The 25,987-nt window shown below is 68.5% G+C and carries 23 protein-coding genes; 11 read left to right on the top strand and 12 right to left on the bottom strand.

Going from position 1 to position 25,987, the window contains the following annotated elements; all coding sequences use genetic code 11:
* Window positions 1–3: 3 nt before the first annotated feature.
* On the bottom strand, window positions 4–930 hold the full coding sequence (locus tag DER72_RS12845; RefSeq protein WP_110070384.1) for a recombination-associated protein RdgC: 927 nt from the start codon (window positions 928–930) through the stop codon (window positions 4–6).
* 166 nt (window positions 931–1,096) lie between these two features.
* Here DER72_RS12845 and DER72_RS12840 point away from each other — a divergent pair, with 166 nt between their 5' ends.
* The 8 genes from DER72_RS12840 to DER72_RS12805 all read left to right on the top strand — a co-directional run bounded on the left by DER72_RS12840 (window position 1,097) and on the right by DER72_RS12805 (window position 12,110).
* Window positions 1,097–1,516 (top strand): thioesterase family protein, encoded by a 420-nt coding sequence (locus tag DER72_RS12840; RefSeq protein ID WP_110070383.1) that lies wholly within the window; start codon window positions 1,097–1,099, stop codon window positions 1,514–1,516.
* Window positions 1,517–1,638: 122 nt separating this feature from the next.
* Window positions 1,639–4,323 carry a DNA gyrase subunit A gene (gene gyrA / locus DER72_RS12835; protein WP_110070382.1) on the top strand — a complete coding sequence of 895 codons (2,685 nt, stop codon included), beginning with the start codon at window positions 1,639–1,641 and terminating at the stop codon, window positions 4,321–4,323.
* 22 nt (window positions 4,324–4,345) lie between these two features.
* Window positions 4,346–5,431, top strand: a complete 1,086-nt coding sequence (gene serC, locus DER72_RS12830) for a 3-phosphoserine/phosphohydroxythreonine transaminase (protein ID WP_110070396.1) — start codon at window positions 4,346–4,348, stop codon at window positions 5,429–5,431.
* A 5-nt stretch (window positions 5,432–5,436) separates the two neighbouring features.
* On the top strand, window positions 5,437–6,528 hold the full coding sequence (pheA, locus tag DER72_RS12825; protein ID WP_110070381.1) for a prephenate dehydratase: 1,092 nt from the start codon (window positions 5,437–5,439) through the stop codon (window positions 6,526–6,528).
* A 15-nt stretch (window positions 6,529–6,543) separates the two neighbouring features.
* Window positions 6,544–8,811 (top strand): bifunctional prephenate dehydrogenase/3-phosphoshikimate 1-carboxyvinyltransferase, encoded by a 2,268-nt coding sequence (locus tag DER72_RS12820; protein ID WP_258306300.1) that lies wholly within the window; start codon window positions 6,544–6,546, stop codon window positions 8,809–8,811.
* Window positions 8,808–9,506 carry a (d)CMP kinase gene (gene cmk, locus DER72_RS12815; protein ID WP_110070379.1) on the top strand — a complete coding sequence of 233 codons (699 nt, stop codon included), beginning with the start codon at window positions 8,808–8,810 and terminating at the stop codon, window positions 9,504–9,506. Before DER72_RS12820 ends, cmk begins: the two co-directional genes overlap by 4 nt.
* Window positions 9,507–9,685: 179 nt before the next feature.
* Window positions 9,686–11,362: a 30S ribosomal protein S1 gene (gene rpsA / locus DER72_RS12810; RefSeq protein ID WP_110070378.1), complete on the top strand. Its 1,677-nt coding sequence runs from the start codon at window positions 9,686–9,688 to the stop codon at window positions 11,360–11,362.
* 370 nt (window positions 11,363–11,732) lie between these two features.
* Window positions 11,733–12,110: a histone-like nucleoid-structuring protein, MvaT/MvaU family gene (locus DER72_RS12805; protein WP_110070377.1), complete on the top strand. Its 378-nt coding sequence runs from the start codon at window positions 11,733–11,735 to the stop codon at window positions 12,108–12,110.
* A 43-nt stretch (window positions 12,111–12,153) separates the two neighbouring features.
* On the opposite strand, the gene DER72_RS12800 is transcribed toward DER72_RS12805, so the two are convergent.
* The gene (locus DER72_RS12800; protein ID WP_181395671.1) at window positions 12,154–12,966 is read right to left on the bottom strand and encodes an AraC family transcriptional regulator; all 813 of its coding nucleotides are present in this window, start codon (window positions 12,964–12,966) and stop codon (window positions 12,154–12,156) included.
* A 351-nt stretch (window positions 12,967–13,317) separates the two neighbouring features.
* On the opposite strand from DER72_RS12800, the gene DER72_RS12795 reads away from it, so the two are divergent.
* Complete coding sequence (locus DER72_RS12795; protein ID WP_258306299.1) at window positions 13,318–13,653, top strand: hypothetical protein; 336 nt, start codon at window positions 13,318–13,320, stop codon at window positions 13,651–13,653.
* A gap of 76 nt (window positions 13,654–13,729) precedes the next feature.
* On the opposite strand, the gene DER72_RS12790 is transcribed toward DER72_RS12795, so the two are convergent.
* The 4 genes from DER72_RS12790 to queC are packed head-to-tail and all read right to left on the bottom strand — an operon-like array spanning window position 13,730 to window position 16,291.
* Window positions 13,730–14,026 carry a YkgJ family cysteine cluster protein gene (locus DER72_RS12790; RefSeq protein ID WP_110070375.1) on the bottom strand — a complete coding sequence of 99 codons (297 nt, stop codon included), beginning with the start codon at window positions 14,024–14,026 and terminating at the stop codon, window positions 13,730–13,732.
* Window positions 14,023–14,868 carry a 6-carboxytetrahydropterin synthase gene (locus DER72_RS12785; protein WP_110070374.1) on the bottom strand — a complete coding sequence of 282 codons (846 nt, stop codon included), beginning with the start codon at window positions 14,866–14,868 and terminating at the stop codon, window positions 14,023–14,025. Before DER72_RS12785 ends, DER72_RS12790 begins: the two co-directional genes overlap by 4 nt.
* Window positions 14,868–15,560, bottom strand: coding sequence for a 7-carboxy-7-deazaguanine synthase (queE, locus tag DER72_RS12780; protein ID WP_110070373.1), 693 nt, complete (start codon window positions 15,558–15,560; stop codon window positions 14,868–14,870). The genes DER72_RS12785 and queE overlap by 1 nt, the downstream gene beginning before the upstream one ends.
* Window positions 15,560–16,291, bottom strand: coding sequence for a 7-cyano-7-deazaguanine synthase QueC (queC, locus tag DER72_RS12775; RefSeq protein ID WP_110070372.1), 732 nt, complete (start codon window positions 16,289–16,291; stop codon window positions 15,560–15,562). Before queC ends, queE begins: the two co-directional genes overlap by 1 nt.
* 198 nt (window positions 16,292–16,489) lie before the next feature.
* On the opposite strand from queC, the gene yegQ reads away from it, so the two are divergent.
* Window positions 16,490–17,932: a tRNA 5-hydroxyuridine modification protein YegQ gene (yegQ, locus tag DER72_RS12770; RefSeq protein WP_110070371.1), complete on the top strand. Its 1,443-nt coding sequence runs from the start codon at window positions 16,490–16,492 to the stop codon at window positions 17,930–17,932.
* Between the two features lie 203 nt (window positions 17,933–18,135).
* Complete coding sequence (locus DER72_RS12765; protein WP_110070370.1) at window positions 18,136–18,816, top strand: TVP38/TMEM64 family protein; 681 nt, start codon at window positions 18,136–18,138, stop codon at window positions 18,814–18,816.
* Window positions 18,817–18,831: 15 nt separating this feature from the next.
* Here DER72_RS12765 and DER72_RS12760 read toward each other — a convergent pair whose 3' ends face one another.
* The 6 genes from DER72_RS12760 to DER72_RS12735 all read right to left on the bottom strand — a co-directional run bounded on the left by DER72_RS12760 (window position 18,832) and on the right by DER72_RS12735 (window position 25,926).
* Window positions 18,832–19,068, bottom strand: a complete 237-nt coding sequence (locus DER72_RS12760; protein WP_110070369.1) for a DUF2789 domain-containing protein — start codon at window positions 19,066–19,068, stop codon at window positions 18,832–18,834.
* A 92-nt stretch (window positions 19,069–19,160) separates the two neighbouring features.
* Window positions 19,161–20,219, bottom strand: a complete 1,059-nt coding sequence (locus DER72_RS12755; RefSeq protein WP_110070368.1) for an asparaginase — start codon at window positions 20,217–20,219, stop codon at window positions 19,161–19,163.
* 61 nt (window positions 20,220–20,280) lie between these two features.
* A complete protein-coding gene (locus DER72_RS12750) occupies window positions 20,281–21,489 on the bottom strand; it encodes an efflux RND transporter periplasmic adaptor subunit (RefSeq protein WP_258306298.1) in 1,209 nt (402 codons plus the stop codon).
* Between the two features lie 16 nt (window positions 21,490–21,505).
* The gene (locus DER72_RS12745; RefSeq protein ID WP_110070367.1) at window positions 21,506–23,869 is read right to left on the bottom strand and encodes an ABC transporter permease; all 2,364 of its coding nucleotides are present in this window, start codon (window positions 23,867–23,869) and stop codon (window positions 21,506–21,508) included.
* A 7-nt stretch (window positions 23,870–23,876) separates the two neighbouring features.
* Window positions 23,877–24,608: an ABC transporter ATP-binding protein gene (locus tag DER72_RS12740; RefSeq protein ID WP_110070366.1), complete on the bottom strand. Its 732-nt coding sequence runs from the start codon at window positions 24,606–24,608 to the stop codon at window positions 23,877–23,879.
* Between the two features lie 91 nt (window positions 24,609–24,699).
* Complete coding sequence (locus DER72_RS12735; protein ID WP_258306301.1) at window positions 24,700–25,926, bottom strand: MFS transporter; 1,227 nt, start codon at window positions 25,924–25,926, stop codon at window positions 24,700–24,702.
* Window positions 25,927–25,987 lie beyond the last annotated feature (61 nt).

Raw genomic sequence — 25,987 nt, 5'->3', positions numbered from 1 at the left:
GCGTCACACTTCACGGTTCGCGGTGCTCGCCTCGCCGCCCAGCCAGGCGATCAGGCGTTCGATGTTCTCGCCCAGGGCCTGGGCCATCAGCAGGAAGTCGGTCTCGAGGCGCACCAGGGCATCGTCGCCGTCATCGGCGGCGTTGGCCTCGTCGATCAGGGCGTCACCGAAGCGCAGCGACTTCAGCGCCAGGTCGTCGTGCAGCACGAAGCTGACTCGGCCCTCGATCTCGAGGGCCAGCTTGCTGGCCTGGCGGCCGCCCTCAAGCAACTGCTGGATCTCGTCGCTGTCCAGCTCCACCTGGCGGGCGCGCAGCACGCCGTCGTCGCCCTTGGCCTTGAGTTCCACCTGGTCGCCCAGCACCAGGTCGGCGGGACGCGAGGCGGGGTCGGTCAGCCACTGGGTCATGGCGCGCATGGGCAGGGTCTGGCTGGCCAGCGGGGTCACCTTGAGGCTGCCCAGGGTCTCGCGCAACAGGTCGAGCAGCTCCTCGGCGCGGGTGCGCGAGCTGGCATTGATGCCGATCAGCCCGCGGCGAGTGTCCCACCACAGGTCGATCTTCTGGCTGCGCACGAAGGCCCGCGGCAGCAGCTCCTCGACCACCTGTTCCTTGAGGGCGATCTTCTCCTGGCGGCGCAGCTTGCGCCCCTCCCGGGCCTCGACCTCCGCGGCACGCTCCTCGGTCTCCTCACGCACCACGCCGGCGGGCAGCAGCCGCTCCTGGCGCAGGGCGCTGAGCAGGCGCTGGCCCTGCAGCTCGTGCAGGCGCGCGGTGCCCGCGCGGCCGGCCGGGGCGGTCCAGCCCAGTCGGCGAGGATCCTGGCCGCCCAGCGGCCTGGCGGCGTGCTCGGTGAGGGCCTCCTCGAGGGTGGCGGCATCCAGCGTCGGCGCATCGTGCAGGCGATAAAGGTGCAAGTGCTTGAACCACATGAAGCATTTCCCGGGGTAAAAAGGACGGCCATTATCCCTGAAGGGGGGCGGGGGTGCCAGCGGGTCTCCGGGCGGCGTCCGGCTTGAAACGACTGTTTGAAATTCGCCGGCGGCATTGCCAGAATCGCCGGGCCTGCCATCACGGCCATTATCAAGGAGCAATGCCATGGATTCTCGTGTCTCGACCACCCGCCTGAGGGTGCGCGGCTATCACCTGGACGGCTACGGCCATGTCAACAACGCCCGCTACCTGGAGTTCCTGGAGGAGGGGCGCTGGGGCTACTTCGACGATCGACCGGGCCTCGCCCGGCGCCTGATGGGGGGCGAGCTCGCCTTCGTGGCGGTGAACCTCAATATCGACTACCGCCAGGCGGCGGTGGCGGGGGACGACCTGGAGATTCTCACGCGCCTCTCGGCCGTCGGCGGGCGCAGCGCGAAGATGAGTCAGGAGATCCGCCGGGTGCGCGACGGCGCCCTGGTGAGTGCGGCGACCTTGACCTTTGTGCTGCTCGACGTGGCGGCCAACCAGGCGGTGCCCATCGAGGGCGAGATTCGCGAGCTGCTCGAGCCCCTGGTGATGGAGTAGCCCCTCGCATAGCCGGCTGCCTTTGCTCTGCCCGCGGTGGTATGATGTAGCGCTATCATGGCGCCCGCGGCAACGCCGGCGAGGGCGGCCAACCTCTTGCAGTGCAAAGGATTCGACGACCCATGGGTGACATCGCCAGAGAGATTCTGCCAGTCAATATCGAGGACGAGCTCAAGCAGTCGTACCTCGATTACGCGATGAGCGTGATCATCGGCCGGGCACTGCCCGATGTGCGCGATGGCCTGAAGCCGGTACACCGGCGCGTGCTGTTCGCCATGCACGAGCTCGGCAATGACTGGAACAAGCCATACAAGAAGTCGGCCCGCGTGGTGGGCGATGTCATCGGTAAGTACCACCCCCACGGTGACAGCGCCGTCTACGACACCATCGTGCGCATGGCCCAGCACTTCTCCATGCGCCACGTGCTGGTGGATGGCCAGGGCAACTTCGGCTCCATCGACGGCGACAGCGCCGCCGCCATGCGTTACACCGAGGTGCGCATGGCGAAGCTGGCCCACGAGCTGCTGGCCGATCTCGAGAAGGACACCGTCGACTGGGTCGACAACTACGACGGCACCGAGCGCATCCCCGAGGTGCTCCCCACCAAGGTGCCCAACCTGCTGATCAACGGCTCCTCCGGCATCGCCGTGGGCATGGCCACCAATATCCCGCCCCACAACATGGGCGAGGTCATCAGCGCCTGCCTGGCGCTGATCGACGACTACACCCTGACCGTCGACGACCTGATGGAGCATGTGCCGGGCCCGGACTTCCCCACCGGGGCCATCATCAACGGCCGGGCCGGCATCCTCGAGGCCTATCGCACCGGCCGCGGGCGCATCTATGTGCGTGCCTGCCACACCATCGAGCATGACGACAAGAGCGGCCGAGACCACATCATCATCAGCGAGTTGCCCTACCGGGTGAACAAGGCGCGGCTGATCGAGAAGATCGCCGAGCTGGTCAAGGACAAGAAGATCGAGGGCATCGCCGAGCTGCGCGACGAGTCCGACAAGGACGGCCTGCGCGTGGTGATCGAGACCAAGCGCGGCGAGTCCGGCGAGGTGGTGGTCAACAACCTCTTCGCCCAGACCCAGCTGCAGACGGTCTTCGGCATCAACATGGTGGCCATCGAGGATGGCCAGCCGAAGATCATGAACCTCAAGGAGATCCTCGAGGCGTTCATTCGTCATCGCCGCGAGGTGGTGACCCGTCGCACCTTGTTCGAGCTGAAGAAGGCCCGCGAGCGTGGCCACATCCTCGAAGGCCTGACCGTCGCGATCTCCAACATCGACGAGGTGATCGAGCTGATCAAGGCCTCGCCGAACGCCGCTGAGGCCAAGGAGAAGCTGCTCGCGCGCAACTGGCCGCCGGGGCAGGTCACGCCCATGCTGGAGCGTGCCGGGGCCACCTCCTGCAAGCCCGAGGAGCTGGAGGAGGGCTTCGGCCTCAACCCCTCGGCCACCGAGTACCGCCTGTCGCCGGCCCAGGCCCAGGCCATCCTCGAGCTGCGCCTGCACCGCCTGACCGGCCTCGAGACCGAGAAGCTGCTCGACGAGTACCTCAATATCCTCGAGAAGATCGCCGAGCTGATGGCGATCCTCGCCTCCAGCGAGCGCCTGCTCGAGGTGATTCGCGAGGAGCTGAACGCCGTGCGCGACCAGTTCGGCGACCCGCGTCGCACCGAGATCCAGGCCAGCCATCTCGACCTCTCCATGGAGGACCTGATCGCCGAGGAGGACATGGTGGTCACGGTCTCCCGCTCCGGCTACGCCAAGACCCAGCCGCTCTCCGACTACCAGGCCCAGCGCCGCGGCGGGCGCGGCAAGTCCGCCACCGCCATGAAGGACGAGGACGTCATCGAGCATCTGCTGGTGGCCTCGACCCACGACACCGTGCTGCTCTTCTCCAACCGCGGCAAGGTCTACTGGCTCAAGGTCTACGAGATGCCGGCGGCCAGCCGCGGCTCGCGGGGCAAGCCGCTGGTCAACATGCTGCCCCTCGACGAGGGCGAGGCGATCAACGCCATCCTGCCGGTGCGCGACTACGACCCGAACCACTACATCTTCTTCGCCACCGCCAAGGGCACGGTGAAGCGCACCAGTCTCGAGCAGTTTTCGCGGCCGCGCAGCGTGGGCCTGATCGCCATCGACCTCGAGGAAGACGATCGCCTGATCGGGGCGGCCATCACCTCGGGTAGCGACCACGTCATGCTGCTGTCGTCCAACGGCAAGGCGATCCGCTTTGAAGAGGGCAACGTCCGCGCCATGGGGCGTACTGCCCGCGGCGTGCGCGGCATGCGCCTCGCCGATGGCGCCGAGGTAATCAGCCTGATCATCCCCCAGAGCCAGCTGATCGACGTCGAGGCCGACCTGGAGGGAGAGGGCGAAGCCGAGGCGGAGGCGGGCGTCAACGTCGAGGCCGGCAACGGCGGCCAGATCTATATCCTGACCGCCTCCGAGAACGGCTACGGCAAGCGCACTCGTCTCGAGGAGTTCCCACTGCGCGGCCGCGGCGGCCAGGGCGTGATCGCCATGCAGACCAGCGAGCGTAACGGCGCCCTGGTGGCCGCCATGCAGGTCTACTCCACCGACGAGATGATGCTGATCACCGACCGCGGCACTCTGGTACGCACCCGGGTCGACGAGGTCTCCATCACCTCCCGCAACACCCAGGGCGTGATGCTGATCCGCCTGGGCAACGACGAGAAGCTGGTCAAGACGGTACGGATCGACGAGCCGGAAGAGGCCGGGGCAGGCCCCGATTTCGACGGTGACGATGAGCAAGGGGAAGACGATGGGGAATAACGGCAATGGGGGGCTGCCCCCCATTCATCGCCACTACAACTTCTGCGCCGGTCCGGCCGCGCTGCCCACGGCGGTGCTCGAGCGGGCCCGCGACGAGCTGCTCGACTACCAGGGGCGTGGCCTCTCGGTCATGGAGATGAGTCACCGCAGCGATGAGTTCGTGGCCATCGCCGAGAAGGCCGAGGCCGACCTGCGCGAGCTGTTGGCCATTCCGGCCAACTACCGGGTGCTCTTCACCCAGGGTGGGGCCACTCAGCAGTTCGCCGCCGTACCCTACAACTTGCTCGGCCCGGGCGGGCGAGCCAACTTCGTCAACACCGGTATCTGGAGCAAGAAAGCGATCGCCGAGGCGCGCCACCTGTTCGGCGATGTTCACGTGGCGGCCACCAGCGAGGCCAGCGGCCACCTGGCGGTGCCGCGTCCGGAGGAGATCCTGCTCTCCAACGATGCGGCCTACCTGCACTACACCGCCAATGAGACCATCGGTGGGCTCGCCTTCGACTATATCCCCGAGGCACCGGTGCCGGTGGTGTGCGACATGTCCTCCAGCATTCTCTCGGGCCCCCTGGATGTCTCGCGCTTCGGGGTGATCTACGCCGGTGCCCAGAAGAACATCGGGCCCGCGGGCCTGGTGGTGGTGATCGTGCGCGATGACCTGCTCGACCGCGCCCGTGCCGACATGCCATCGCTCTTCGGCTACCGTGCGCTGGCAGATGCCGGCTCCATGATCAACACTCCGGCGACCTACAGCTGGTACCTGGCCGGGCTGGTGTTCGAGTGGCTCAAGGACGAGGTAGGGGGGCTGGCCGCCATGGAGGCGATCAACGCCCGCAAGGCCGCCAGACTCTATGCGGCCATCGACGCGAGCGAGCTCTACTCCAACCCCATCGCGGTGGCCAACCGCTCGCGGATGAACGTGCCCTTCGTGCTGGCCGATGCTCGCCTGGATGAGGCGTTCCTGGCCGAGGCCGAGGCAGCGGGGCTGCTCAACCTTCAGGGCCACCGCAGCGTGGGTGGTATGCGTGCCAGCCTCTACAACGCCGTGCCCGAGGCCGCGGTGGAGGCGCTGGTGGAGTTCATGGCCGATTTCGAGAAGAGAAGGGGCTGACGAGCATGAGTGATACCCCCATCGATCTGGAGGCGCTGCGCCAGCGCATCGACGCCCTGGACGCCGACATCCTTCGCCTGATCAGCGAGCGCGCCGAATGCGCCCAGCAGGTGGCCCAGGTCAAGACCGCCGAGGATCCCGACACGGTCTTCTACAGGCCCGAGCGCGAGGCCCAGGTGCTGCGCCGGATCATGGCGCTCAACAAGGGCCCGCTGGACAGCGAGGAGGTCGCCCGGCTGTTCCGCGAGATCATGTCCGCCTGCCTGGCGCTGGAGCAGCCCATCAAGGTGGCCTATCTGGGCCCCGAGGGCACCTTCACCCAGCAGGCGGCCCTCAAGCATTTCGGCGAGAGCGCCATCAGCCTGCCCATGGCGGCCATCGACGAGGTGTTCCGCGAGGTGGAGGCCGGCGCGGTCAACTACGGCGTGGTGCCGGTAGAGAACTCCACCGAAGGGGTGATCAACCACACCTTGGACTCCTTCATGGATTCCAGCCTGCGCATCTGCGGCGAGGTGGTGCTGCGCATCCACCACCACCTGCTGGTGGGCGAGACCACCCGCCAGGACAAGGTCTCGCGCATTTACTCCCACCCGCAGTCCTTTGCCCAGTGCCGCAAGTGGCTCGACGCCCACTACCCCCAGGCGGAGCGGGTGCCGGTCTCCTCCAACGCCGAGGCGGCGCGCCTGGTCAAGACCGAGTGGCACAGCGCGGCGATCGCCGGCGACATGGCCGCCAAGCTCTATGGCCTCACCCGCCTGGCCGAGAAGATCGAGGACCGCCCGGACAACTCCACGCGCTTCTTGATCATCGGCCACCTGGACGTGCCCATGTCCGGCGAGGACAAGACCTCCATCGTGGTGGCCATGCGCAACCAGCCGGGTGCGCTGCACGACCTGTTGGAGCCCTTCCATCGCCACCAGATCGACATGACCCGCCTGGAGACCCGCCCCTCACGCAGCGGGGTGTGGAACTACGTCTTCTTCATCGACTTCAAGGGACACCGCGACGAGCCCCGGGTCGCCGCGGTGCTCGAGGAAGTGCGCCTGCGCGCCGCCGAGGTGAAGGTGCTGGGCTCCTACCCGATCGGCGTGCTCTGAGACATGGCGTCAACGGTGCAAGCGTCGGTCGATGAAGACCGCATCCTGATCGTCGGCCTGGGGCTGATCGGCGGCTCCCTGGCCGCGGCGCTAAGATCCTCGGGTTTTCGGGGCGCGATCCACTCATGCGACCCCAACCCCGACGAGATCTCCCGCGGCATCGAGATGGGGCTGATCGACGGCGGCGACACCCGCCTCGAGGCGGTCATCGACGGCGCCACCCTGGTGGTGCTGGCGGTGCCGGTCCTGGCCATGGAGTCGGTGATGACGGTGCTTTCCCAGGTGATCCATCGCACCGCTCCCGGGGTGGTGATCACCGACGTGGGCAGCACCAAGGCCGCCATCCGCGACGTGGCCCGTCGGGCCTTCGGTCGGGTGCCGCCCCATCTGGTGCTTGGCCACCCCATCGCCGGGTCCGAGAAGAGCGGCGTGGCGGCGGCCAACCCCGAGCTCTACCTGCGCCACAAGGTGATCCTCACCCCGGAGCCCGATACCGACCCGGTGGCGCTTTCCCGGGTGCGCGCCCTGTGGGAAGCGTGCGGGGCCGAGGTGCTGGAGATGGACGTGGTGCGCCACGACCAGGTGCTGGCCCGCACCAGCCACCTGCCGCACCTGCTGGCCTTCTCCCTGGTGGACACCCTGGCGCGCCAGGACGAGAGGTTGGAGATCTTCCGCTATGCCGCCGGGGGCTTTCGCGACTTCACCCGCATCGCCGGCAGCGACCCGGTGATGTGGCGCGACATCTTCGTCGCCAACCGCGAGGCGGTGCTGGCCTCCCTGGATGACTTCGAGGCCGGCCTGGCGCGGATTCGCCAGGCCATCGAACATGGCGACAGCGATGCCATGCTCGCCACCTTCGATCGCGCCCGTCACGCGCGCCACTACTTCGAATCCCTGCTCAACAAGACCAGTTATCAGGCGGAATATCAGATGCAACAGCAAGGCAAGCTGCGCTACCGGGTCGCCCCGGGCGGCACCGTGACCGGCCGCATTCGCGTGCCCGGCGACAAGTCGATCTCCCACCGCTCCATCATGCTCGGGGCGCTGGCCGAGGGGGTCACCGAGGTCAAGGGCTTTCTGGAGGGAGAGGACAGCCTGGCCACCCTGCAGGCGTTCCGCGAGATGGGCGTGGCCATCGAGGGCCCCCACCAGGGGCGCGTGACCATCCACGGCGTCGGCATGCACGGCCTCAAGGCGCCGTCGGGGCCGCTCTACGTGGGTAATGCCGGCACTGCCATGCGCCTGTTTGCCGGGCTTTTGGCCGGCCAGGCCTTCGACACCGAGCTCACCGGCGATACCTCCCTGACCAAGCGCCCCATGGGCCGGGTGGCCGACCCGCTGCGCCTGATGGGGGCGGTGATCGATACCGCTGAGGGCGGTCGTCCACCGCTGCATATCCATGGCGGCCGCGCGCTCAAGGGCATCACCTATGACATGCCGATGGCCAGCGCCCAGGTGAAGTCCTGCCTGCTGCTGGCCGGGCTCTATGCCGAGGGCGAGACCCGGGTGCGTGAGCCGGCGCCGACCCGCGACCACACCGAGCGCATGCTGGCCGGCTTCGGCTACGAGGTGCACCGCGAGGGAGACACCTGCTGGCTTCAGGGCGGCGGCAAGCTGATCGCCGCGCCTATCGATGTGCCGTCGGACATCTCCTCGGCCACCTTCTTCCTGGTGGCGGCGGCCATCACCCCGGGCTCCGATCTGGTGCTGGAACACGTCGGCATCAACCCGACCCGCATCGGCGTGATCAATATCCTCAGGCTGATGGGCGCCGACCTGCGCCTCGAGAACGAGCGCGAGGTGGGCGGCGAGCCAGTGGCCGATCTGCATATCCGCCATGCCCCGCTCAAGGGCATCGACATTCCCCTCGACCAGGTGCCGCTGGCCATCGACGAATTCCCGGCGCTCTTTATCGCCGCGGCCAATGCCGAAGGGGTGACCCGCCTGCGTGGGGCCGAGGAACTTCGCGTCAAGGAGTCCGACCGCCTGCAGGCCATGGCCGACGGCCTGGCCGCTATCGGCGTCGAGCACACGCTGGTCGCCGACGGTATCGACATCGTCGGTGGTGGCAAGGCCGAAGGCCCCAACTATGGCGGCGGGCGCATCGACAGCCTCGAGGATCACCGCATCGCCATGTCCTTTGCCATCGCCGCCCTGCGCGCCGGTGACGAGATCATCATTGACGACTGCGCCAACGTGGCCACCTCCTTCCCTGGCTTCAGTGAACTGGCGCGCAAGGTGGGGCTCGCCCTCGAGGAGGAAGCGGCCGAGGAGGGCGCATGACCGTCGCCGAGACTGCCGTGCCGGTACTGACCATCGACGGCCCCGGCGGGGCCGGCAAGGGCACCATCAGCCGCCTGGTCGCCGAGCGCCTGGGCTGGCACCTGCTTGACTCCGGTGCCCTCTACCGCCTCACCGCACTGGCCGCCGGCAAGCACGGCGTGGCGCTGGATGACGAGGCCGGGCTTGCCCGGGTGGCGGCGGGGCTCGACGTGGTGTTCGTTGCCGAGGCCGAGGCCACCCGGGTGCTGCTGGAGGGCGACGACGTCACCGCCACCATCCGCACCGAACAGGTCGGCGATGCCGCCTCGCGGATCGCCGCCCTGCCGGCGGTGCGCGAGGCGCTGCTGGGCCGCCAGCGCGACTTTCGCAAGCCGCCGGGCCTCGTCGCCGACGGCCGCGACATGGGCACGGTGGTGTTCACGCAGGCCCCGCTGAAGATCTTCCTCACCGCCAGCGCCGAGGAGAGGGCGCGACGCCGCCAGCTCCAGTTGCGGGAAGTGGGCGTGGATGCTAGTCTATCGAGTCTTTTGAAGGAGATTCAGGCGCGCGATGCACGCGATATGCAACGCAGCGTGGCCCCGCTCAAGCCGGCAGATGATGCCATCACGCTTGACACCACGCGCCTGACGATACCGGAAGTGGTGGATCGGCTGACGGAACTGCTGACCGAGCGAGGTCTGGCATCCGCCACCTGAAACTCCCTTGCGGCGCCTCCGGCAGCATGTGATGACGTGGCTGGGTAGCGATTCCCGATAGCCGAGCCAGGTCGAACCAGCGCCAACATCTCCGGGGGGTTGGTAAATAAGGCCCGCACTCGCTGGTGGTGCGGAGGAAGCGGCATGACCGCACTTAACGTTGATCACGTAGGAACATCATGAGCGAAAGCTTTGCTGAACTGTTTGAACAATCTCTCCAAGACATCAACATGGAGCCGGGCGCCATCGTCCAGGCTACCGTTGTCGACATCGAGGGTGACTGGGTCACCGTCAATGCCGGCCTGAAGTCCGAAGGTCAGATCCCCGCGGCCCAGTTCCGCGACGAGAACGGTGAACTGAACATTGCCATCGGCGACGAGGTTCACGTCGCTCTGGAAGCCGTCGAGGACGGTTTCGGTGAGACCCGCCTCTCCCGCGAGAAGGCCAAGCGCGCCGAAGCGTGGAAGGTCCTGGAAGCCGCCTTCGAGAAGGACGAGATCGTCAAGGGCGTGATCAACGGTAAGGTCAAGGGCGGCTTCACCGTCGATGTCGACTCCATCCGTGCCTTCCTCCCGGGTTCCCTGGTCGACGTGCGTCCGGTGCGCGACACCACGCACCTCGAGAACAAGGAGCTCGACTTCAAGGTCATCAAGCTTGACCCGAAGCGTAACAACGTCGTCGTCTCCCGCCGTGCCGTGCTCGAGGCCGAGAACAGCGCCGAGCGTGAGGCCCTGCTCGCCACCCTGCAGGAAGGCCAGCAGATCGTGGGTATCGTCAAGAACCTGACCGACTACGGCGCCTTCGTCGACCTCGGTGGCGTCGACGGCCTGCTGCACATCACCGACATGGCCTGGAAGCGCATCAAGCATCCGAGCGAGATCGTCGCCGTGGGTGACGAGATCACCGTCAAGGTGCTCAAGTTCGATCGCGAGCGCAACCGCGTCTCCCTGGGTCTCAAGCAGCTGGGCGAAGATCCCTGGGTCAACATCAAGGATCGTTACCCGGAAGGCACCAAGGTACGTGCCGTCGTCACCAACCTCACCGACTACGGCTGCTTCGCCGAGCTGGAAGAGGGTGTCGAAGGCCTGGTCCACGTTTCCGAGATGGACTGGACCAACAAGAACATCCATCCGTCCAAGGTTGTCCAGGTGGGCGACGAAGTGGACGTCATGGTGCTGGATATCGACGAGGAGCGTCGTCGTATCTCCCTGGGCATCAAGCAGTGCACCGCCAACCCGTGGGAGACCTTCAGCTCCCAGTTCAACAAGGGTGACCGCGTCTCCGGCACCATCAAGTCCATCACCGACTTCGGCATCTTCATCGGCCTGGAAGGCGGCATCGATGGTCTGGTGCACCTCTCCGATATCTCCTGGACCGAGACCGGCGAAGAGGCCGTGCGCCAGTTCAAGAAGGGCGACGAGGCCGAGGCCGTGATCCTCTCCATCGACCCGGAGCGTGAGCGCATCTCCCTGGGTATCAAGCAGCTGGATACCGACCCGGTCGCCGAGTACCTGGCCGTCAACGACAAGGGCTCCATCGTCACCGGCCGTGTGGTCGAGGTCGATGCCAAACAGGCCCAGGTCGAGCTGGCTACCGATGTCGTTGCCGTGCTCAAGGCGTCCGAGATCAGCGCCGACCGCGTCGAGGATGCTCGCAACGTCCTGAACGAAGGCGACACCGTCGAGGCCCGCATCATCGGTGTCGATCGCAAGAACCGTCAGATCGCCCTGTCCATCAAGGCCAAGGACCAGGACGAGACGCGTCAGAACCTCAAGAAGCTGCGCGAAGAGAACGTCGAAGTTGGTGGCCCGACCACCATCGGCGACCTCATCAAGCAGCAGATGGGTCAGGACTGATCGGGAAGCCAGTTCCCGTCGGACCAGAGACCGCCGCCCTTCGGGGCGGCGGTTTTTTTAGCGCTGGTACTCGGTGTATCGGCCGAGTTCGGAGCGCACTTGCGTTCTTCTCGAGTCGCCGGTCAAGAGAGTCTCGCGCTCGACGCTTGCAGTGATGCCTTGCTTGATTTCATGAAACCTGGCTGTTGTACTTCATGGCGAAAGATAATGTCTCGTCGAGTCGCTGCTTGAAGTTTTTTGTCACACAGAACCGACAATACTCGAGTTGCGTTGAGTGCTGTTATCATCCAGACTGTTGCAAGTTATAACTCTGTTGTCAGATAATCGTTCACCCGTTGCACCTATCATTTCGAAAGAAGGAAGTCGGATCATGTCCCTGATCAACGAATACATGCAGATGGAGCAGCAGTTGAAACAGCTCCAGGCCAATATGGAGAAGCTGCAGAACGACAAGCGCCTGCAGTCGGAACTCGAGTTCAAGGAGCGCCTCGAGTCGCTGATGCGAGAGTTCGACAAGAGCGCCGCGGATGTGATCGAGCTGCTCAACCCGAAGCCCGCAGCGGCAGCACCCAAGGCTGCTTCCACGCCGGCAGGAGCGCGTCGCAAGCGCAAGCTGAAGATCTACAAGAACCCCACTACCGGAGAGGTCGTGGAGACTCGCGGCGGCAACCACAAGACCCTGAAGGCGTGGAAGGACGAGCACGGCAGCGAAACCGTGGAGTCCTGGCTGGTGCGCGTGGAGGAGTAAGGCGGCGCGACCGCTATGACGCTTCGGCCTTTCGACGGCGCCCTCAGGGCGCCGTCGTCGTATTGGGTGGCGGCATCAGCGGCAGCTGGAGCTCGAGGGCGTCTCCGTCGGCGATCAGGCGGATCGCTTCTCCACTGTAGTGCTCGCCCAGCGTGGGCAGGGCGTCGGTAAGCAGACTCTCCAGGGCTGTGTTGACGTCGTCGACCGCGGTCAATGACAGGCTGGCCGTGCGCACGCTTGGCAGCGTCACCACCCTCAGTGAGGGCGGCATGGCCAGGCTGTCGGCCAGCCCCGGCGCCAGGACCACCCCCAGGTCGAGCTTGGGCAGCGAGCATGCCTGGCAGGGGTCATGCAGCAGGGCAAGGGACGGCGCGTCCATCGGAATGCCTGACGGCGGCTCTTCCCCCCACAGCATCCGTGGCCATGTCTCGGGCGGCGTCAGCTGTTCCGTGCCGACATAGCAGCGGGTAACCACGGCGGTGCGCGGGGGGAGGGTGTGGAGAGTGGGCTCTAACGTCAGCGCAGGCGGGCGAGAGGCCCTGAGCGCCCTGTGCCGGTTGAGCCGAAACTCCCGGGGGGTCTGGCGATAGCGGCGCTGGAAGGCCGAGTGGTTGGTATAGCCGCAGCGCCCGGCGATCTCGCGCACGCCCCGCGGCGTGAAGGTGAGCAGCCGAGCGGCCTTCTCCAGGCGCAGGCTCTCCCGGTAGGCGCTCGGCGATAGCCCGAAGCACTGACGGAATCGGCGGCGTACCTGAGAGCTGGAGTAGCCCAGGCGCGCGGCCAGTTCCTCGAGGCTCTCTCCACTGGCGAGCGTCTCCTGCAGCCAGATCTCTGCTCGCATCATTTCGTTGAACATGGTCTGGCCCCTTCCTTGCGCGATGGTTCCCGGTGCGGGGCGTCCGTTCATTTTCAGCCTGGCGACGTCTGCAGTCGCTGCGAAAATGATCAGCGCCCTGACGGCCTGGTTACTTTATGCGGCCTAAGGGTTGGCAAAGGCAAGTTTGGCTAGGCTGTATGCGCGATGGTGCACAGTCGCGATATCCTGTTGCCGGTCGGGGCGTGGCGCCATCATGGTCCCGGCCCTTCGCCGGGCAGTACGTTGGCGGTATAATAATGACTCGGGACATCGCGCTTATAAGTGGCTGGTTAACGCCCGCCTGATGCGATGTTCATCTCCTCAGCCGTCCCCATGAACGACCGGAAACTGATGAAACAGCAGACCCAGCGCAAACCGATGGACGAGCGTGAGAAACTGCGCAAGTTCCGTGAACTCGATGATGCCTTTGCCGAAGCGCTTCGCGAACTCGATAACCCCGATGGACGGTCAGGGATGCCCCATGCGCCTTCCGAGGTAGAGGTAACCGCGCCTCCACTGGAGGAGCATGAAGCGCCCCGCCAGAAGAGCGTCGAGGATAGCCTCGACAAGAACGTCGAGCAGAGCTTCGAGGAGCGACTTCGGGCGCTGATGCAGGAGTATCAGAAGCCCGCCGAGCAGGTGGCCGAGCTGCTGGTGCAGCTTAAGGCGATGGGCCGAATCGTCTGAGACTCTGCCCGAAAACTGGCTGCGCTCACCGCCTTTTCAGGCAGCGCCTGGCGGGCTTAGCCAGCTAGCTGGCCAGCTAGCTGGTGGCGCTCTCCAGGGCGGCGATGCGCTCCAGCGCCTGCTCACGGCGTTCGCCGCATAGCGCTGCATCGAAGCTGAAGCGCTCGCATACCGCCGGGCGGCGCGGGTCGCCGAACAGCCGGCAGAGATTGCCCTCATCCAGCTGCACGCAGCGCACGCCGCTCGGCTTGCCGTCCGGCATGCCGGGAATCGGCGTGCTGATCGAGGGGGCGATGCAGCAGGCGCCGCATCCCGGCCGGCAGGCCGCTGCGCTTGCCGGCGCGTCGTCGGCGGGCGTGGCACCTGCCGTCATGGCAAGGCCTGGGCGATGGCGCCCTTGTCGATCCCCTCGAAGGCCTGCACCCGGGTGGCGCGCCCTGTCTCGCCGGCGATCTGCCGGGCCAGCCAGTCGGCGATCCACTCCACCGTGGTGGGCGTCGGCAGCACCTCACAGCGCTCTCTGGGCAGGCGCAGGAAGAACTGCCCCTGGGCCGTGCGATAGCGGCTGGTCAGCATCTGCTTCCAGGCCGGCTCCTCGTCCATGACGATATCGGCCTGGTCGACCAGGTAGCGATCCGCGAGCCGCTCTGCCCACTTTCGCTCCAGCACGGGAGCGCGCTTGCCGCCCTGCCAGATATGTAGCCGCGAGCGGTGGCCATGGGCGATGCGCTGGCAGTTGCCGGCGTGGCGCCGCAGGCCATGGCTGTAGGTGTAGGCCGCTCCCTCGATCTCCTCTTCCCGCAGGCGCAGGCGGATATCGCTGACCCGCGGCGGCGGCCGGCGCATCAGCTCCGCCGCCAGGTGGTCGGCCAGGCGCTCGGCGCGGATCTCCCGCCAGGGCAGCAGGGTCAGCGCCTGGCGTGGGGCGCGCAGCTCCATGGCCCAGGGCAGGGTGGTACGCACGCAGAGCCCCTCTCGGCAGTCGTGGAGCTCCAGGCCGGGGGCCCGGGTGGGCACCAGCAGGGTATGGTCGGCACCGGCATCCAGGCGCTGCTTGATCCACGGCTTCACCTCGCCGAAGTCGAACAGCATGCCGTCCTCGCCAAGCTCCCCGTCGAGCTCCACGTCCACCTGCCAGCTGGCGCCGACCAGGCCACGGGTCGGGCACCACCAGGAGACGTCGAGCTGGGTCAGGCGGTTGACGAATAGCGTCATCAGTCGATCCCCGTGATCTTGTGGGTTTGCAGCGACAGGCGCCACTGCGGGTGGGCGAGACAGTAGGCGACGCTGGCGGCGATGGTGTCGGTCGTCGCGACGGCGATGGCGTCGTTCACCGGGGTGGCAGGTCGCCCGCCGGTCCCGGTGTCCATGGGCTGCAGGAAGAAGTGGTCGAAGTCGAGCCGGGCGAAGCGCGCCGGGGGCGCCTCCGGCTGGGGGTAGACCAGCTTCAGCTCGTTGCCCGCGGTGATGGCGAGCTCCGTCGCCCCCTTGGGGCTGACGCAGAGCCAGTCGATGCCGGCGGGGGCGGGCAGGGTGCCGTTGGTCTCCACGGCGACCTCGAAGCCCTGCTCATGCATGGCCTGGATCAGCGCCTCATCGAGCTGCAGCAGCGGCTCTCCCCCGGTGAAGACCACATAGGGCGTGGCGCCGCTCATGCTCGGGCCGTCCTGCGCTGGCCAGAGCGCCGTCAGGTGCGCGGCGAGCGTCGCGGCATCCGCGAAGCGCCCGCCGTTCTGGCCGTCGGTGCCGATGAAGTCGGTATCGCAGAAGGTACAGGCGGCACTCGCCCGGTCCGACTCCCGGCCGGACCAGAGGTTGCAGCCGGTGAAGCGGCAGAAGACGCTGGCGCGACCGGCCTGTCCGCCCTCGCCTTGCAGGGTATAGAAGGCCTCCTTGACGTGGTACATCAGGCCTCCTGATCGGGCTGCGGTGAGGCGTCGGTGGCGGACCGATCGGAATAGCCCAGGGGGTCGATCGCCCCGTTGGCGGCAAAGGCCGCCAGGCGCTCGCGGCAGCTGCCGCAGCGCCCGCAGGCAAGCCGCCCACCCCGATAGCAGGTCCAGGTCTGGCCGTAGTCGAGCCCCATGGCCAGGCCGTCGGCGAGGATCTCGGCCTTGCTGGCGCGCAGGTAGGGGGCGTGGATCACGACGGGGTCGAAGTTGGCGATGCCGGCCACGGCGTTCATGCGCTCCACGAACTCGGGGCGGCAGTCGGGGTAGAGCACGTGATCCCCGCCGTGGGCGCCGTAGTCGACCCGGACGGCGCCGATGTTCACCGCCTTGGCGATGGCGAGCGAGAGCAGGATCATGTTGCGGTTGGGCACCACCGTGGCGGCGAGGTTGTCCTCGGCGTAGTCGCCCTCGGGCAGCGCTCGGTCGGCATCGGTCAGCGCGGAGTTGTCGATCAGCCCGTGGATGGCGCGGATGTCCACCACCTGGTGGGGGACGCCGAGCCCGCGGCAGACGCGCGCCGCCACCTCCAGCTCCCGGGCGTGGCGCTGGCCGTAGTCGAAGGAGAGGGCGTGGACGTCGCGCCCCTCGCGCAGGGCGCGGTGCAGCACGGTGTAGGAGTCCATGCCGCCGGAGTAGATCACCACGGTGGCGCGGCTCGCCGCCGTGGGGGAAGCAGGAAGAGTCATGGGTCAGCTCTGGTCGGAGAATTTGTGGGGCCGTGGGTGCGGCATTCCGGGGTCCGGTCCGGTGGCGTGCAGTGTACGCAAATCGTCACTTTCTGGCCAGATTCCGCGGCAATTGCTAGACTTTCGCGCCTTCCCATCCCCCTGCACGCCGGAGCGCCTCTGCCCCGGCTGCCATCGTCCTGACAACGGTGACCTCACATGCAAGCCCCCGAACTGCTCTCCCCCGCGGGAACGTTCAAGAACATGCGCTACGCCTTCGCGTATGGCGCCGATGCCGTCTATGCCGGCCAGCCACGCTACTCACTGCGCGTGCGCAACAACGACTTCAAGATCGACAACCTGCACAAGGGCATCGCCTACGCCCATGAGCGGGGCAAGCAGTTCTACGTGGCCTCCAACATCGCGCCCCACAACAGTAAGCTGAAGACCTACCTGCGCGACATGGAGCCGGTGATCGAGGCCGGCCCCGATGCGCTGATCATGTCCGACCCGGGGCTGATCATGATGGTGCGCGAGCGCTGGCCCGACCAGGTGATCCACCTCTCGGTGCAGTCCAACGTGGTCAACTGGGCGGCGGCAAGGTTCTGGCAGCGCCAGGGCATCAGCCGCATCATCCTGTCGCGGGAGCTGTCCCTTGAGGAGATCGGTGAGATCCGCACCGAGTGCCCCGACCTCGAGATCGAGACCTTCGTTCACGGCGCGCTGTGCATCGCCTACTCCGGGCGCTGCCTGCTCTCCGGCTACTTCAACCACCGCGACCCCAACCAGGGCACCTGCACCAACGCCTGCCGCTGGAAGTACAACACCGTGGCCGCCGCCCAGGACGAGACCGGCGACCTGGTGCCGGCCAACTCGGCGGCCGCCCATGCGGCCAGCGGCGTCTGGACCCCCGAGCAGGGCGGGGCGCAGGGCGGGCTGATTGCCTCCGGCGGCGGCAGCACCTCCTTCGCCGGCCTGTCCCAGACCACGGCCACCGCCGGCGGGGTGGAGGGCCAGGACGAGCTCTCGGCGCTGATCGAGGACCGCACCCGCCCGGGCGAGCTGATGCCGGTGTTCGAGGACGAGCACGGCACCTACATCATGAACTCCAAGGACCTGCGCGCCGTCCAGCACGTGCCGCGTCTGACCCAGATGGGCGTCACCTCACTGAAGATCGAGGGGCGCACCAAGTCCCACTACTACGTGGCGCGCACCGCCCAGGTCTACCGTCGCGCCATCGATGATGCCGTGGCCGGCAGGCCCTTCGACATGCGCCTGATGGACGAGCTCGACAACCTCGCCAACCGTGGCTACACGGAAGGCTTCTATCGCCGCCACGTGCACGACGAGTACCAGAACTACGAGCAGGGCAACTCGGTGGGGGTGCACCAGCAGTTCGTCGGCGAGGTGATCGGCTATGACCCCGACCGCGGCGTGCTGGAGGTGGACGTCAAGAACCGCTTCGAGGTGGGGGACGGCATGGAGCTGATGCTGCCCGGCGGCAACCGCCGCTTCGTGCTCGAGCAGATTGAGAACAAGCGCGGCGAGTCCGTGGGGGTAGCGCCGGGCTCCGGCCACGTGGTGCGCATCCCGGTGCCTGGCGAGGCGATCGCACCTGAGCGCATCGAGTTCGCGCTGCTGATGCGCGACCTCAGGGGGTAAGCCCGGCCGTCCAGAGGAGGCCCGGCATGCCGCATGCCGGGCCTCTTTGCGCTCAGGGTGTCGCCGCTGGCCGATATCAGGTGATCCGCGACGTTCTTTACTGACCCCGCGGGCTCGACCACGCCGCCGCGGCGGTTGCCATGCTGGCGTAGGATGGCTCCTGCATGGCACCATGGGCGCCTCTGCGCACCGGAAGATGATCGATGTTCAACGATAGTTCACTGCGCTGGCCCTGGCGGGTAGCGGCGGTGGGTGGCGTCGTGTTGATGGCGCTCTACCTGTGGATCTGGCACTCGCCTGACCTGGCGGATCTGCAGCGCTGGGCGGACGAGGCCTCCCACCATCCCGCCGTGATCATCAGCGTGATCCTGGTGATGGCCGTGACCCTGGCGCTGGGCCTGCCCGGCAGCATCGGGCTGTGGCTGATCGCCCCCTTCTATTCGCCCCTGGCGGCGACCCCCATGCTGATCGTGGGCAGCGTGCTGGGGGCCTTGGGCGCCTACTGGCTCTCCGCCCGCGTCGGCGATCGCTGGACGCCGAAGGGGCTCACCCGCAAGATCATGCGTCGTCTGGAACAGCGCAGCGATTTCCTGACCCAGTGCGCCCTGCGCGTGCTCCCGGGCTTCCCCCACTCGGTCGTCAACTATGCCGCCGGCCTGCTGCGCCTGCCGCTTGGCACCTTCCTGCTGGCGGCGACCATCGGTCTCGGCGTGAAGTGGGCGGTCTATGCCAGCGCCATCTATGGGGCGCTGGAGGCGGTGGACAGCGACGAGGCGCTGGGCATCGGCGTGGTGCTGCCGCTGCTGGCGCTCACGGTACTGCTGCTGGTGGGTGCCTGGGTCAGGCGGCGGGTGGAGGCCAACGGCCAGGCCGCCAACGGCTAGCCTGGCCGACGGCCATCAGGGCTTGCGTAGCGAGGCGTTCAGGTGGTCGACCACCTCGGCCCAGTCGGCGTCCGCTTCGATGGCCTCGCGCAGGAACTCGGCCTGGCCCTCGTTCCAGCAGGGGGCGTCCGGCAGGGGGATCTCCTCGGGAATGGGACCGTTGCGCTCGATGAAGCGCTTGATCGCCTCCGGGTCCGACGCGAGGCCCAGCTGCTCGAAGAGTTCGGTGAAGGGGTGGTCGGGGTGTTCCATGGTGGCTCTCCTTGCGGTGTTGGAATACCTCCCACCATAGCGGCTTGCGCCGCGCGCTGCATGACCCTCGTCAACGCTGGTGCAGGGAGCCGTCACCGCTCTCCCACCAGCGGAGTGAGGAAGCGCCGCCGTCGCTCGTCTTCCGCCAGCGGCTGGGCCAGCAGGTGGACCAGCTTGGTCAGTGCCGCCTCCGGGGTCATGGCATCGGCCGACAGCACCCCGGCCGCCTGAAGCCCCTGGCCCGCGGCGTACTGGCCGATGTCGATGCCGCCATGGGGGCACTGGCTGATCGCCGCCAGCAGCTTGCCCCGACCGCTGGCCTCGGCGAGCACGCCGAGCAGCTCGGGATCCTCCGGCACGTTGCCGCCTCCCCACACCTCCAGCAGGGCCCCCTTGAGCGTCGGCTCCTCGAGCCAGGCCGCCACCTGGCGGGCGGTGATGCCCGGCCACAGCACGATGCGCGCCACCCCACCTTCCGCGAGGGGGCCATAGTCGGGTAGCTCGAAGCGTGGGGCGCCACGCTGCTGCTGTGCCAGGCCTCGTCCGGGATAGAGCACGGCGTCGTTGCCGACCCGCTCGCCGAGCAGCGGATAGTTGGGACTGACGAAGGCGTCGGCGTCCCGCGTCTGCCACTTGCGCGCCCGCACGCCACGCAGCAGCCTGCCGCCGAAGGCGATGGCCACCTCCTGAAGCGCTGGGTTGATCGCAAAACGCAGCGCCAGCTCGACGTTGTCGGCCGCGTCGCTGTTCTCGGCTTCCAGCGGTTGCATGGCGCCGGTCACCACCACCGGGCGGTCCAGGCCCTGAAGCTGATAGGCGAGGCTCGAGGCCGTCCAGGCCAGGGTATCGGTGCCGTGCAGCACCACGATGCCGGCGTGGTCCCGGAAGCGCGTGGCGATCTCGTCGGCCAGTCGCTGCCACTCCCGCGGGGTGGCGGCACTGGAGTCGATGGGGGCGGGTAAGGCCAGCACCTCATGGTCCGGCAGTGCCGCGCGGCGCTGGGCGGGCAGGCCGTCCAGGGCGCGAGCCAGGCGCGCCTCGATGTCACCGCCGGGGACGAGGCCGTGCTCGCCTGCCACCATGCCCAGGGTTCCCCCGGTGTAGATGACCAGCACAGGGCGCGGGGACGAGAAGGTAGCGTCGATGGACATGGGGGCTCCGGGGCAGGCATGAGCCGACCATGATACGAAGGGGCGGGCCCAGTCGCCAGGCTCACTCGTCGATGCGCACCCGCACGCCCTCGGCGACCCGCTCGCCCGGGTGGGTGATGATCAGGTCGCCGGCCTCCACCCCCTCGAGCACCTGGGTGACGAGGCCGCTGCGCCGCCCCGGGGTGACCGCCACCCGGCGGGCGCGGGCTTCCTCCACGCGGAACACCGCCCACTCCCCGTCGGCGCGGAACAGGGCGCTGGTAGGCAGCTGCAGTACCTCATCGGCCTGCCAGACCAGGAACTCGGCGTCGACCCGGAAACCGCTGCCCAGGCCCAGGGCGGCGGGGTCGACCTCCTCGGCGAAGTCGACGATCACCGGCACCCGCTGCTCGTCGACGCCCAGCGCCGAGACCCGGGTGAAGCCGGCGGGTTCGATGCGCCGCACCACGCCCGCGAGCGCCTCCTCGCCGCCCCAGCCGGTCAGGCGCACCGCCATGCCGGGGCGGACCCGCACGGCATCCATGGAGAGCAGGTCCACCTGGATCTCCAGATCCGCGAGGCTGCCGAGCTCGAGGATGCGCTCGCCGGCGGCCACACTGCCCTCGCAGCAGCGGTAGCGGGTCAGCACCGTGCCGCTGATGGGGGCGCGAACCGCCAGGGCGGGGTGCTCGGCATCGTCGCGCTGGCCGCTGGCCACCGCCAGCACGGCCCGGGCGCTCTCCACCTCGAAGCGAGCCGCCTCGACGCTTGCGGCCGCCGCGCTCTCGATGGCGCGCTGGCGGTCGCGCTGGCTGCGGCGCTGGTCGAGGTCGGCGGTGGAGACCAGGTTGCGCTGGTGCAGGGTGCGGTAGCGCTCGAACTCGGCCTCGGCGAAGCGCCGCTCGGCGCGGGTGGTCTCCAGATTGGCTCGGGCGGCCGCGAGGCGCGCCTCGGCCGCTTGCAGCGCGTCCTTGGCCTGCTGACGGGAGCGGGGATCCAGGGCCGGCGCGGGGCTGGGTTCGAGGAGGAACAGGGGCTGGCCCTGCTCCACCTCGTCACCGACTTCCAGCATCACCCGCTGCAGGTAGCCGGCGATGGGCACCGAGACATTCCAGGTGTCGCGCAGCCGGGTGCGTCCCTCCTCGATCACCGAGTCGACGAAGGGGGCGGCCGTGACCCGGGCCACGCTGACCGGCACCGGCGCCGGGCGCAGCGCCAAGGCCAGCAGGGCCAGCATGGCCAGGGCGGCCAGGCTCCAGAAGAGGCGTCTCTGCCAGGGGCGAAGTGTCACGGTCGGTCTCCTTGTACTATTCCACGGCCTTGAGGACGCGCAGCTTGTCCAGGCGGCCCAGGCGTCGCACCACCAGTAGGGCCACCACCAGCGAGGCGGCTAGCACGCCGCTGGCGGCGATGCCGAAGGCCTGGGGAGTGAGCACCAGCGGAATGCGGAACAGGTCGCTGCTGAAGGCCTGGTTGAGCAGGCGGCTGAAGACGATGCCGATGGCCCAGCCCGGCGGCAGGGCGGCGAGCGTCAGCAGGGCGATCTCGCCGAGCAGGATGCGCGACACCTCGGCACGGCTGTAGCCCAGCACCTGCAGGGTGGCGAGCTCCCGGGCGCGCTCGGCGAAGGTGACGCGAGCGTTGTTGTAGACCACGCCGAAGCTGATCGAGGTGGCGATGGCCACGAAGATCACCGCGAACAGCAGGATCGTCTCGTCGAGGTAGTCGCGGATGCCCCGCTCGGCCTGGTCGAGCCGCCCGATGGCGGCCACCCCGGGCATCTCCCAGAGGGCGGCGTTGAGCGCCTCGCGGTGGTTGTCATCCACCAGCAGCCAGGCACCGCTGATCGCCGGCCCCTCGCCCATCAGCGCATTGAGCCGGGGGCGGGTGAGATAGGCGCCTACGCCGAGGGGTTCGTCTACCAGGGCGGCCAGCGGCAGCATCACCTGGCGCCGCCGCCCCTCCATGATCGCCACCTCCAGCTCGTCCCCCACCCGGGCATCGAGGGAGTCGGCCAGGTGGCGGGTCAGCATCAGGCCCTCCTCGGGCAGGCGCTGGGGACGGCCCTGGCCATCCAACACCTGGCGCAGCTGCGGCTCGGGCTCCATGCCCAGCAGGCTGGTGCGCTCCTCGCGATGGCCGTGAATCAGGGTGACCGGCACCCGGCGCCAGGTCTCCACGGCGAGCACCCCGGGCAGGTGGCGCAGCTCGCCGGCGGCCCGGGCCGGGGTCGCCTCGGCGAAGGTGAGCTCCATGTCCATGCGCAGCACTTGGCGATACTGCTGGTCGATCATCGCCTCCACGGCGTCGAGCTGGTAGGCGCCCATCATCAGCAGGCCCGCGGAGAGGGCGATGCCGGCCACCGAGAGGCCGGCCTTGGCCGGGTGTCGGGCGAGGTGGCGCAGGATCATGCGCCCCTCCTGCCCCAGCAAGGCAGCGGGCAGCAGGCGCTCCAGCCAGCTGCGGCGAAAGCGCAGCGGGGCCGGCGGGCGCATCGCCTCGGCGGGCGGTCGGCTGACCGCCTGCCAGACCGCTCGCCAGGTGCCGAGCAGGGTCGCCAGGGCCACCACCGACAGCGACAGCGCCAGCGCCCAGAGCGGCACCCGGAAGGGCATCTCGGGGAAACGGAAGTACTCCCGATAGAGGCTGGCCATGCCGCTGGCCGCCCAGGCCCCCAGGGCCACGCCCAGCGCCCAGCCGAGCAGCACGATCATCCCGGCCAGCAGGCCGAAATGGCGGGCCAGCTCCCCGTCGCGGTAGCCGAAGGCCTTGAGCACGGCGACCTGCTCGCGCTGGGTCTGGATCAGGCGGCCCATCACCACGTGGAGCAGGAAGGCGGAGACCGAGAGGAAGATCGCCGGCAGCACCGTGGCCTGGATGCGCTGCTGGTTGAGCTCCTCGTCGAGGAAGCGGTGGGAGGGCTGGTCGTCGCGGGTCCAGGCGCCAGTGCCACCGTAGCGGGCCAGCGCCAGGTCGAGGGCGTCGATCACCGCCTCGCGTTGCGCCCCGGCCTGCAGGGTCAGGGTCAGCTGGTTGAAGGCGCCCTCCATGCCGTAGGCGTTGGCGAGGGTTCGCTGGTTCATCCAAAGCACGGCGTAGCGGCGGTAGTCGGGCATCAGGTCGGTGGGGGCGACCTGATAGAGGAACTCCGGGCTCAGGGCGATGCCCGCGAGCTGCAGCCGCACCCGGCGGCCGTCGATGATCGCCTCCAGGCTGTCGCCCGGGACCAGCCCATGGGCCTCGGCGAAGGCATCGGAGACCACCGCCTGGTCGTCGCGGCCCGCCTCGGGCAGGCCGCCGGCCACCAGGTGCAGGCGGTTGAGTATCGGCTGACGCCCATCGGGGATCGACTGGGCCAGCCCGCGGATGGGGTCGTCGAAGCCCGACACCGAGAGGCGCATGGCGGCCTGCACCCGGGGCTCGATCAGGTTGACCCCTTCGATCTCCTGCAGCCGGTTCACCACCCCCAGCGGCGCGCGCTTGACGTCGGCGAACACCTCGGCGAAGTGGTGGCTGGCGTAGAAGCGCTCCCGGGCCCCGGAGAGCGCCTCCAGGGTGGTCACCGAGAGGATCAGGGTCATCACCCCGCCGGCGATCACCACGGCGATGGCCAGCGCCTGGCCCTTGAGGCGCCAAACGTCGCGGGCGAGCTTGCGGTCGAGGGCCCTCATGGCGGACTCACCAGCGCAGCTCGCGGGCGGGGCGCCGGCTGGCGTTGACGTGGATCTCGTCGACCCGGCCGTCGCGCAGGCGGATCACCCGGTCGGCCATCTCGCCGATCACCTCGTTGTGGGTGATGATCGCCACCGTGGTGGCGGTCTCGCGGTTGACGGTCTCGAGCACCTCGAGCACGCGGATGCCGGTGCGGAAGTCCAGGGCGCCGGTGGGTTCGTCGCAGAGCAGCAGGTCGGGTTGCTTGGCCACCGCCCGGGCGATGGCCACCCGCTGCTGCTCGCCGCCGGAGAGCTGGGAGGGAAAGTGGTCGAGGCGCTCGCCGAGGCCGACCATGGCCAGCGCCGACTCCGGGCTCATCGGGCGGCGCGCGATCTCGGTGACGATGGCCACGTTCTCCCGGGCGGTGAGGCTGGCGATCAGGTTGTAGAACTGGAACACGAAGCCGACGTGGTGGCGGCGAAAGCGGGTGAGTTCGCGCTGGCTGGCGCGGGTCAGGTCGCGGCTCTGGCCGCGGTGGTCGACGTAGCGCACCTCACCGCCGCTGGCACTGTCGAGGCCGCCGAGGATATTGAGCAGGGTGGACTTGCCGGAGCCCGAGGCGCCCAGCATCACCAGCAGCTCTCCGCGGTAGAGGGCCAGGTCCACGCCGCGCAGGGCCTGGATGGTCACCTCGCCCATCGGGTAGCTGCGCGTCAGCCCGCGGGCCTCGAGGGCCACCGCCTTGTCATCGCCCATGCGCCACCGCTGCCGGAAGGGTTTGCCATGAGTCTAACCGCGGCCGTGGAGGGCCGCCATTGATCGCGGACAAGCCTGGCGGTCCGCGTTGTCAGCGGGTGACCAGGCGCCCCTCGGCATCGATCTCCAGGCGTCGGTTGCGGCCGGCGAACAGGGCGAACAGGCCAGCCAGGGCGCAGACCGACATCAGCACGATGGTGATGGTGGCAAGGCCCAGATCGAGCTGCAGCATGACCCCTACACCCAGCGGCCCCAGGGCGGCCAGAGTATAGCCGCCGCCCTGGGCCAGGCCGGAGAGCTTGCCGGCCAGCCGGGAGTTGCCTGAGCGCAGCACGATCAGCGTGAGCGCCATGCTGAAGCCGCCTCCCTGGCCGAAGCCCAGCAGCACCACGCCGAGCCAGCGCAGCGCCACCGGCCCCTGCAGCAGCAGCCAGAAGCCCGCGGCAATCAGGGCCAGCACGGTGAGCAGCGCTGGGCGCTGGTCGCGCCCCAGTCGGGCCAGCCAGGGGGCGGCCAGGGCCGCCGGTAGCTGCGCCATCACCGAAGCGCCCATCATCCAGCCGGCCTCGGCCTCGCCGTAGCCTCGGGCGACCAGCAGGGTCGGCAGCCAGCCGAAGACGATATAGGCCAGTGATGACTGCAGCCCCATGAAGAGCATCACCTGCCAGGCCAGGGGCTGGCCGAGCACGGCGCGCATGGAGCCGCTGCCTCCGGGCAGGGCGGTTTCATCCCGGCGTGGCGCCAGCAGCAGCCAGGCCGCCAGGGCCAGAACGGCGAGCGCCGCCCAGCTGGCCAGACCCAGGTGCCAGCCGCCCAGCCACTCGGTTAACGGAATGGCGAGCCCCGCGCCCAGGGCGCCCCCCAGGCACAGCGCCATGGTGTAGACGCCGGTCATCAGGTCGGCGCCGGCGGGCAGCTCGCGCTTGACCAGGGCGGGCAGCAGGGTGCCGGCCACGCCGATGGCGGCGCCCACCATCAGGGTGCCGAGGAAGAGGGTCGCGATCAGGGGAATGCCGCGCAGCGCGAGCCCGCCGGCCAGCAGCGCGAGGCCGGCGGCCAGGGCCCGCTCCGGGCCCAGCCGCTTGGCCAGCCAGGGGGCCAGGGGTGCGAAGAGCCCCAGGCAGAGCACCGGCAGGGTGGTGAGCGCGCCGATGGCGAGCGGCGAGAGGCCGGTATCCTGCTGGATGCGGGTGAGCACCGGGGCGAGGCTTGAGAGGGCGGGGCGCAGGTTGAGCCCCACCAGCACCATCAGGCCGATGAAGACCAGCAGCAGGCGGCGGTTCGGTCGGGGGGAATGGGGATCCGTGGGCTCCGGCATCGCGGACATCGGCGTTGACTCGTCGGGTGAAGGGCCAAATAGATTAGCATGGTAAGCTCCA

The organism is Halomonas sp. A11-A, assembly GCF_003182195.1.
Taxonomy (GTDB): Bacteria; Pseudomonadota; Gammaproteobacteria; order Pseudomonadales; family Halomonadaceae; genus Halomonas; species Halomonas alkalicola.
This window is presented reverse-complemented; position numbering and strand designations above follow the sequence as displayed.

Bases quoted from the DNA above. Each gene is read 5' to 3' on its own strand.
- DER72_RS12795 (WP_258306299.1), top strand. From the start codon at position 13,318: ATGAAACAGCAGACCCAGCGCAAACCGATGGACGAGCGTGAGAAACTG.
- yegQ (WP_110070371.1), top strand. From the start codon at position 16,490: ATGCAAGCCCCCGAACTGCTCTCCCCCGCGGGAACGTTCAAGAACATG.
- queC (WP_110070372.1), bottom strand. From the start codon at position 16,291: ATGACTCTTCCTGCTTCCCCCACGGCGGCGAGCCGCGCCACCGTGGTG.
- DER72_RS12785 (WP_110070374.1), bottom strand. From the start codon at position 14,868: ATGACGCTATTCGTCAACCGCCTGACCCAGCTCGACGTCTCCTGGTGG.
- DER72_RS12735 (WP_258306301.1), bottom strand. From the start codon at position 25,926: ATGCCGGAGCCCACGGATCCCCATTCCCCCCGACCGAACCGCCGCCTG.
- DER72_RS12840 (WP_110070383.1), top strand. From the start codon at position 1,097: ATGGATTCTCGTGTCTCGACCACCCGCCTGAGGGTGCGCGGCTATCAC.
- rpsA (WP_110070378.1), top strand. From the start codon at position 9,686: ATGAGCGAAAGCTTTGCTGAACTGTTTGAACAATCTCTCCAAGACATC.
- queE (WP_110070373.1), bottom strand. From the start codon at position 15,560: ATGTACCACGTCAAGGAGGCCTTCTATACCCTGCAAGGCGAGGGCGGA.
- DER72_RS12805 (WP_110070377.1), top strand. From the start codon at position 11,733: ATGTCCCTGATCAACGAATACATGCAGATGGAGCAGCAGTTGAAACAG.
- cmk (WP_110070379.1), top strand. From the start codon at position 8,808: ATGACCGTCGCCGAGACTGCCGTGCCGGTACTGACCATCGACGGCCCC.
- DER72_RS12845 (WP_110070384.1), bottom strand. From the start codon at position 930: ATGTGGTTCAAGCACTTGCACCTTTATCGCCTGCACGATGCGCCGACG.
- pheA (WP_110070381.1), top strand. From the start codon at position 5,437: ATGAGTGATACCCCCATCGATCTGGAGGCGCTGCGCCAGCGCATCGAC.
- gyrA (WP_110070382.1), top strand. From the start codon at position 1,639: ATGGGTGACATCGCCAGAGAGATTCTGCCAGTCAATATCGAGGACGAG.
- DER72_RS12755 (WP_110070368.1), bottom strand. From the start codon at position 20,219: ATGTCCATCGACGCTACCTTCTCGTCCCCGCGCCCTGTGCTGGTCATC.
- DER72_RS12760 (WP_110070369.1), bottom strand. From the start codon at position 19,068: ATGGAACACCCCGACCACCCCTTCACCGAACTCTTCGAGCAGCTGGGC.
- DER72_RS12745 (WP_110070367.1), bottom strand. From the start codon at position 23,869: ATGAGGGCCCTCGACCGCAAGCTCGCCCGCGACGTTTGGCGCCTCAAG.
- DER72_RS12800 (WP_181395671.1), bottom strand. From the start codon at position 12,966: ATGTTCAACGAAATGATGCGAGCAGAGATCTGGCTGCAGGAGACGCTC.
- DER72_RS12765 (WP_110070370.1), top strand. From the start codon at position 18,136: ATGTTCAACGATAGTTCACTGCGCTGGCCCTGGCGGGTAGCGGCGGTG.
- DER72_RS12740 (WP_110070366.1), bottom strand. From the start codon at position 24,608: ATGGGCGATGACAAGGCGGTGGCCCTCGAGGCCCGCGGGCTGACGCGC.
- DER72_RS12790 (WP_110070375.1), bottom strand. From the start codon at position 14,026: ATGACGGCAGGTGCCACGCCCGCCGACGACGCGCCGGCAAGCGCAGCG.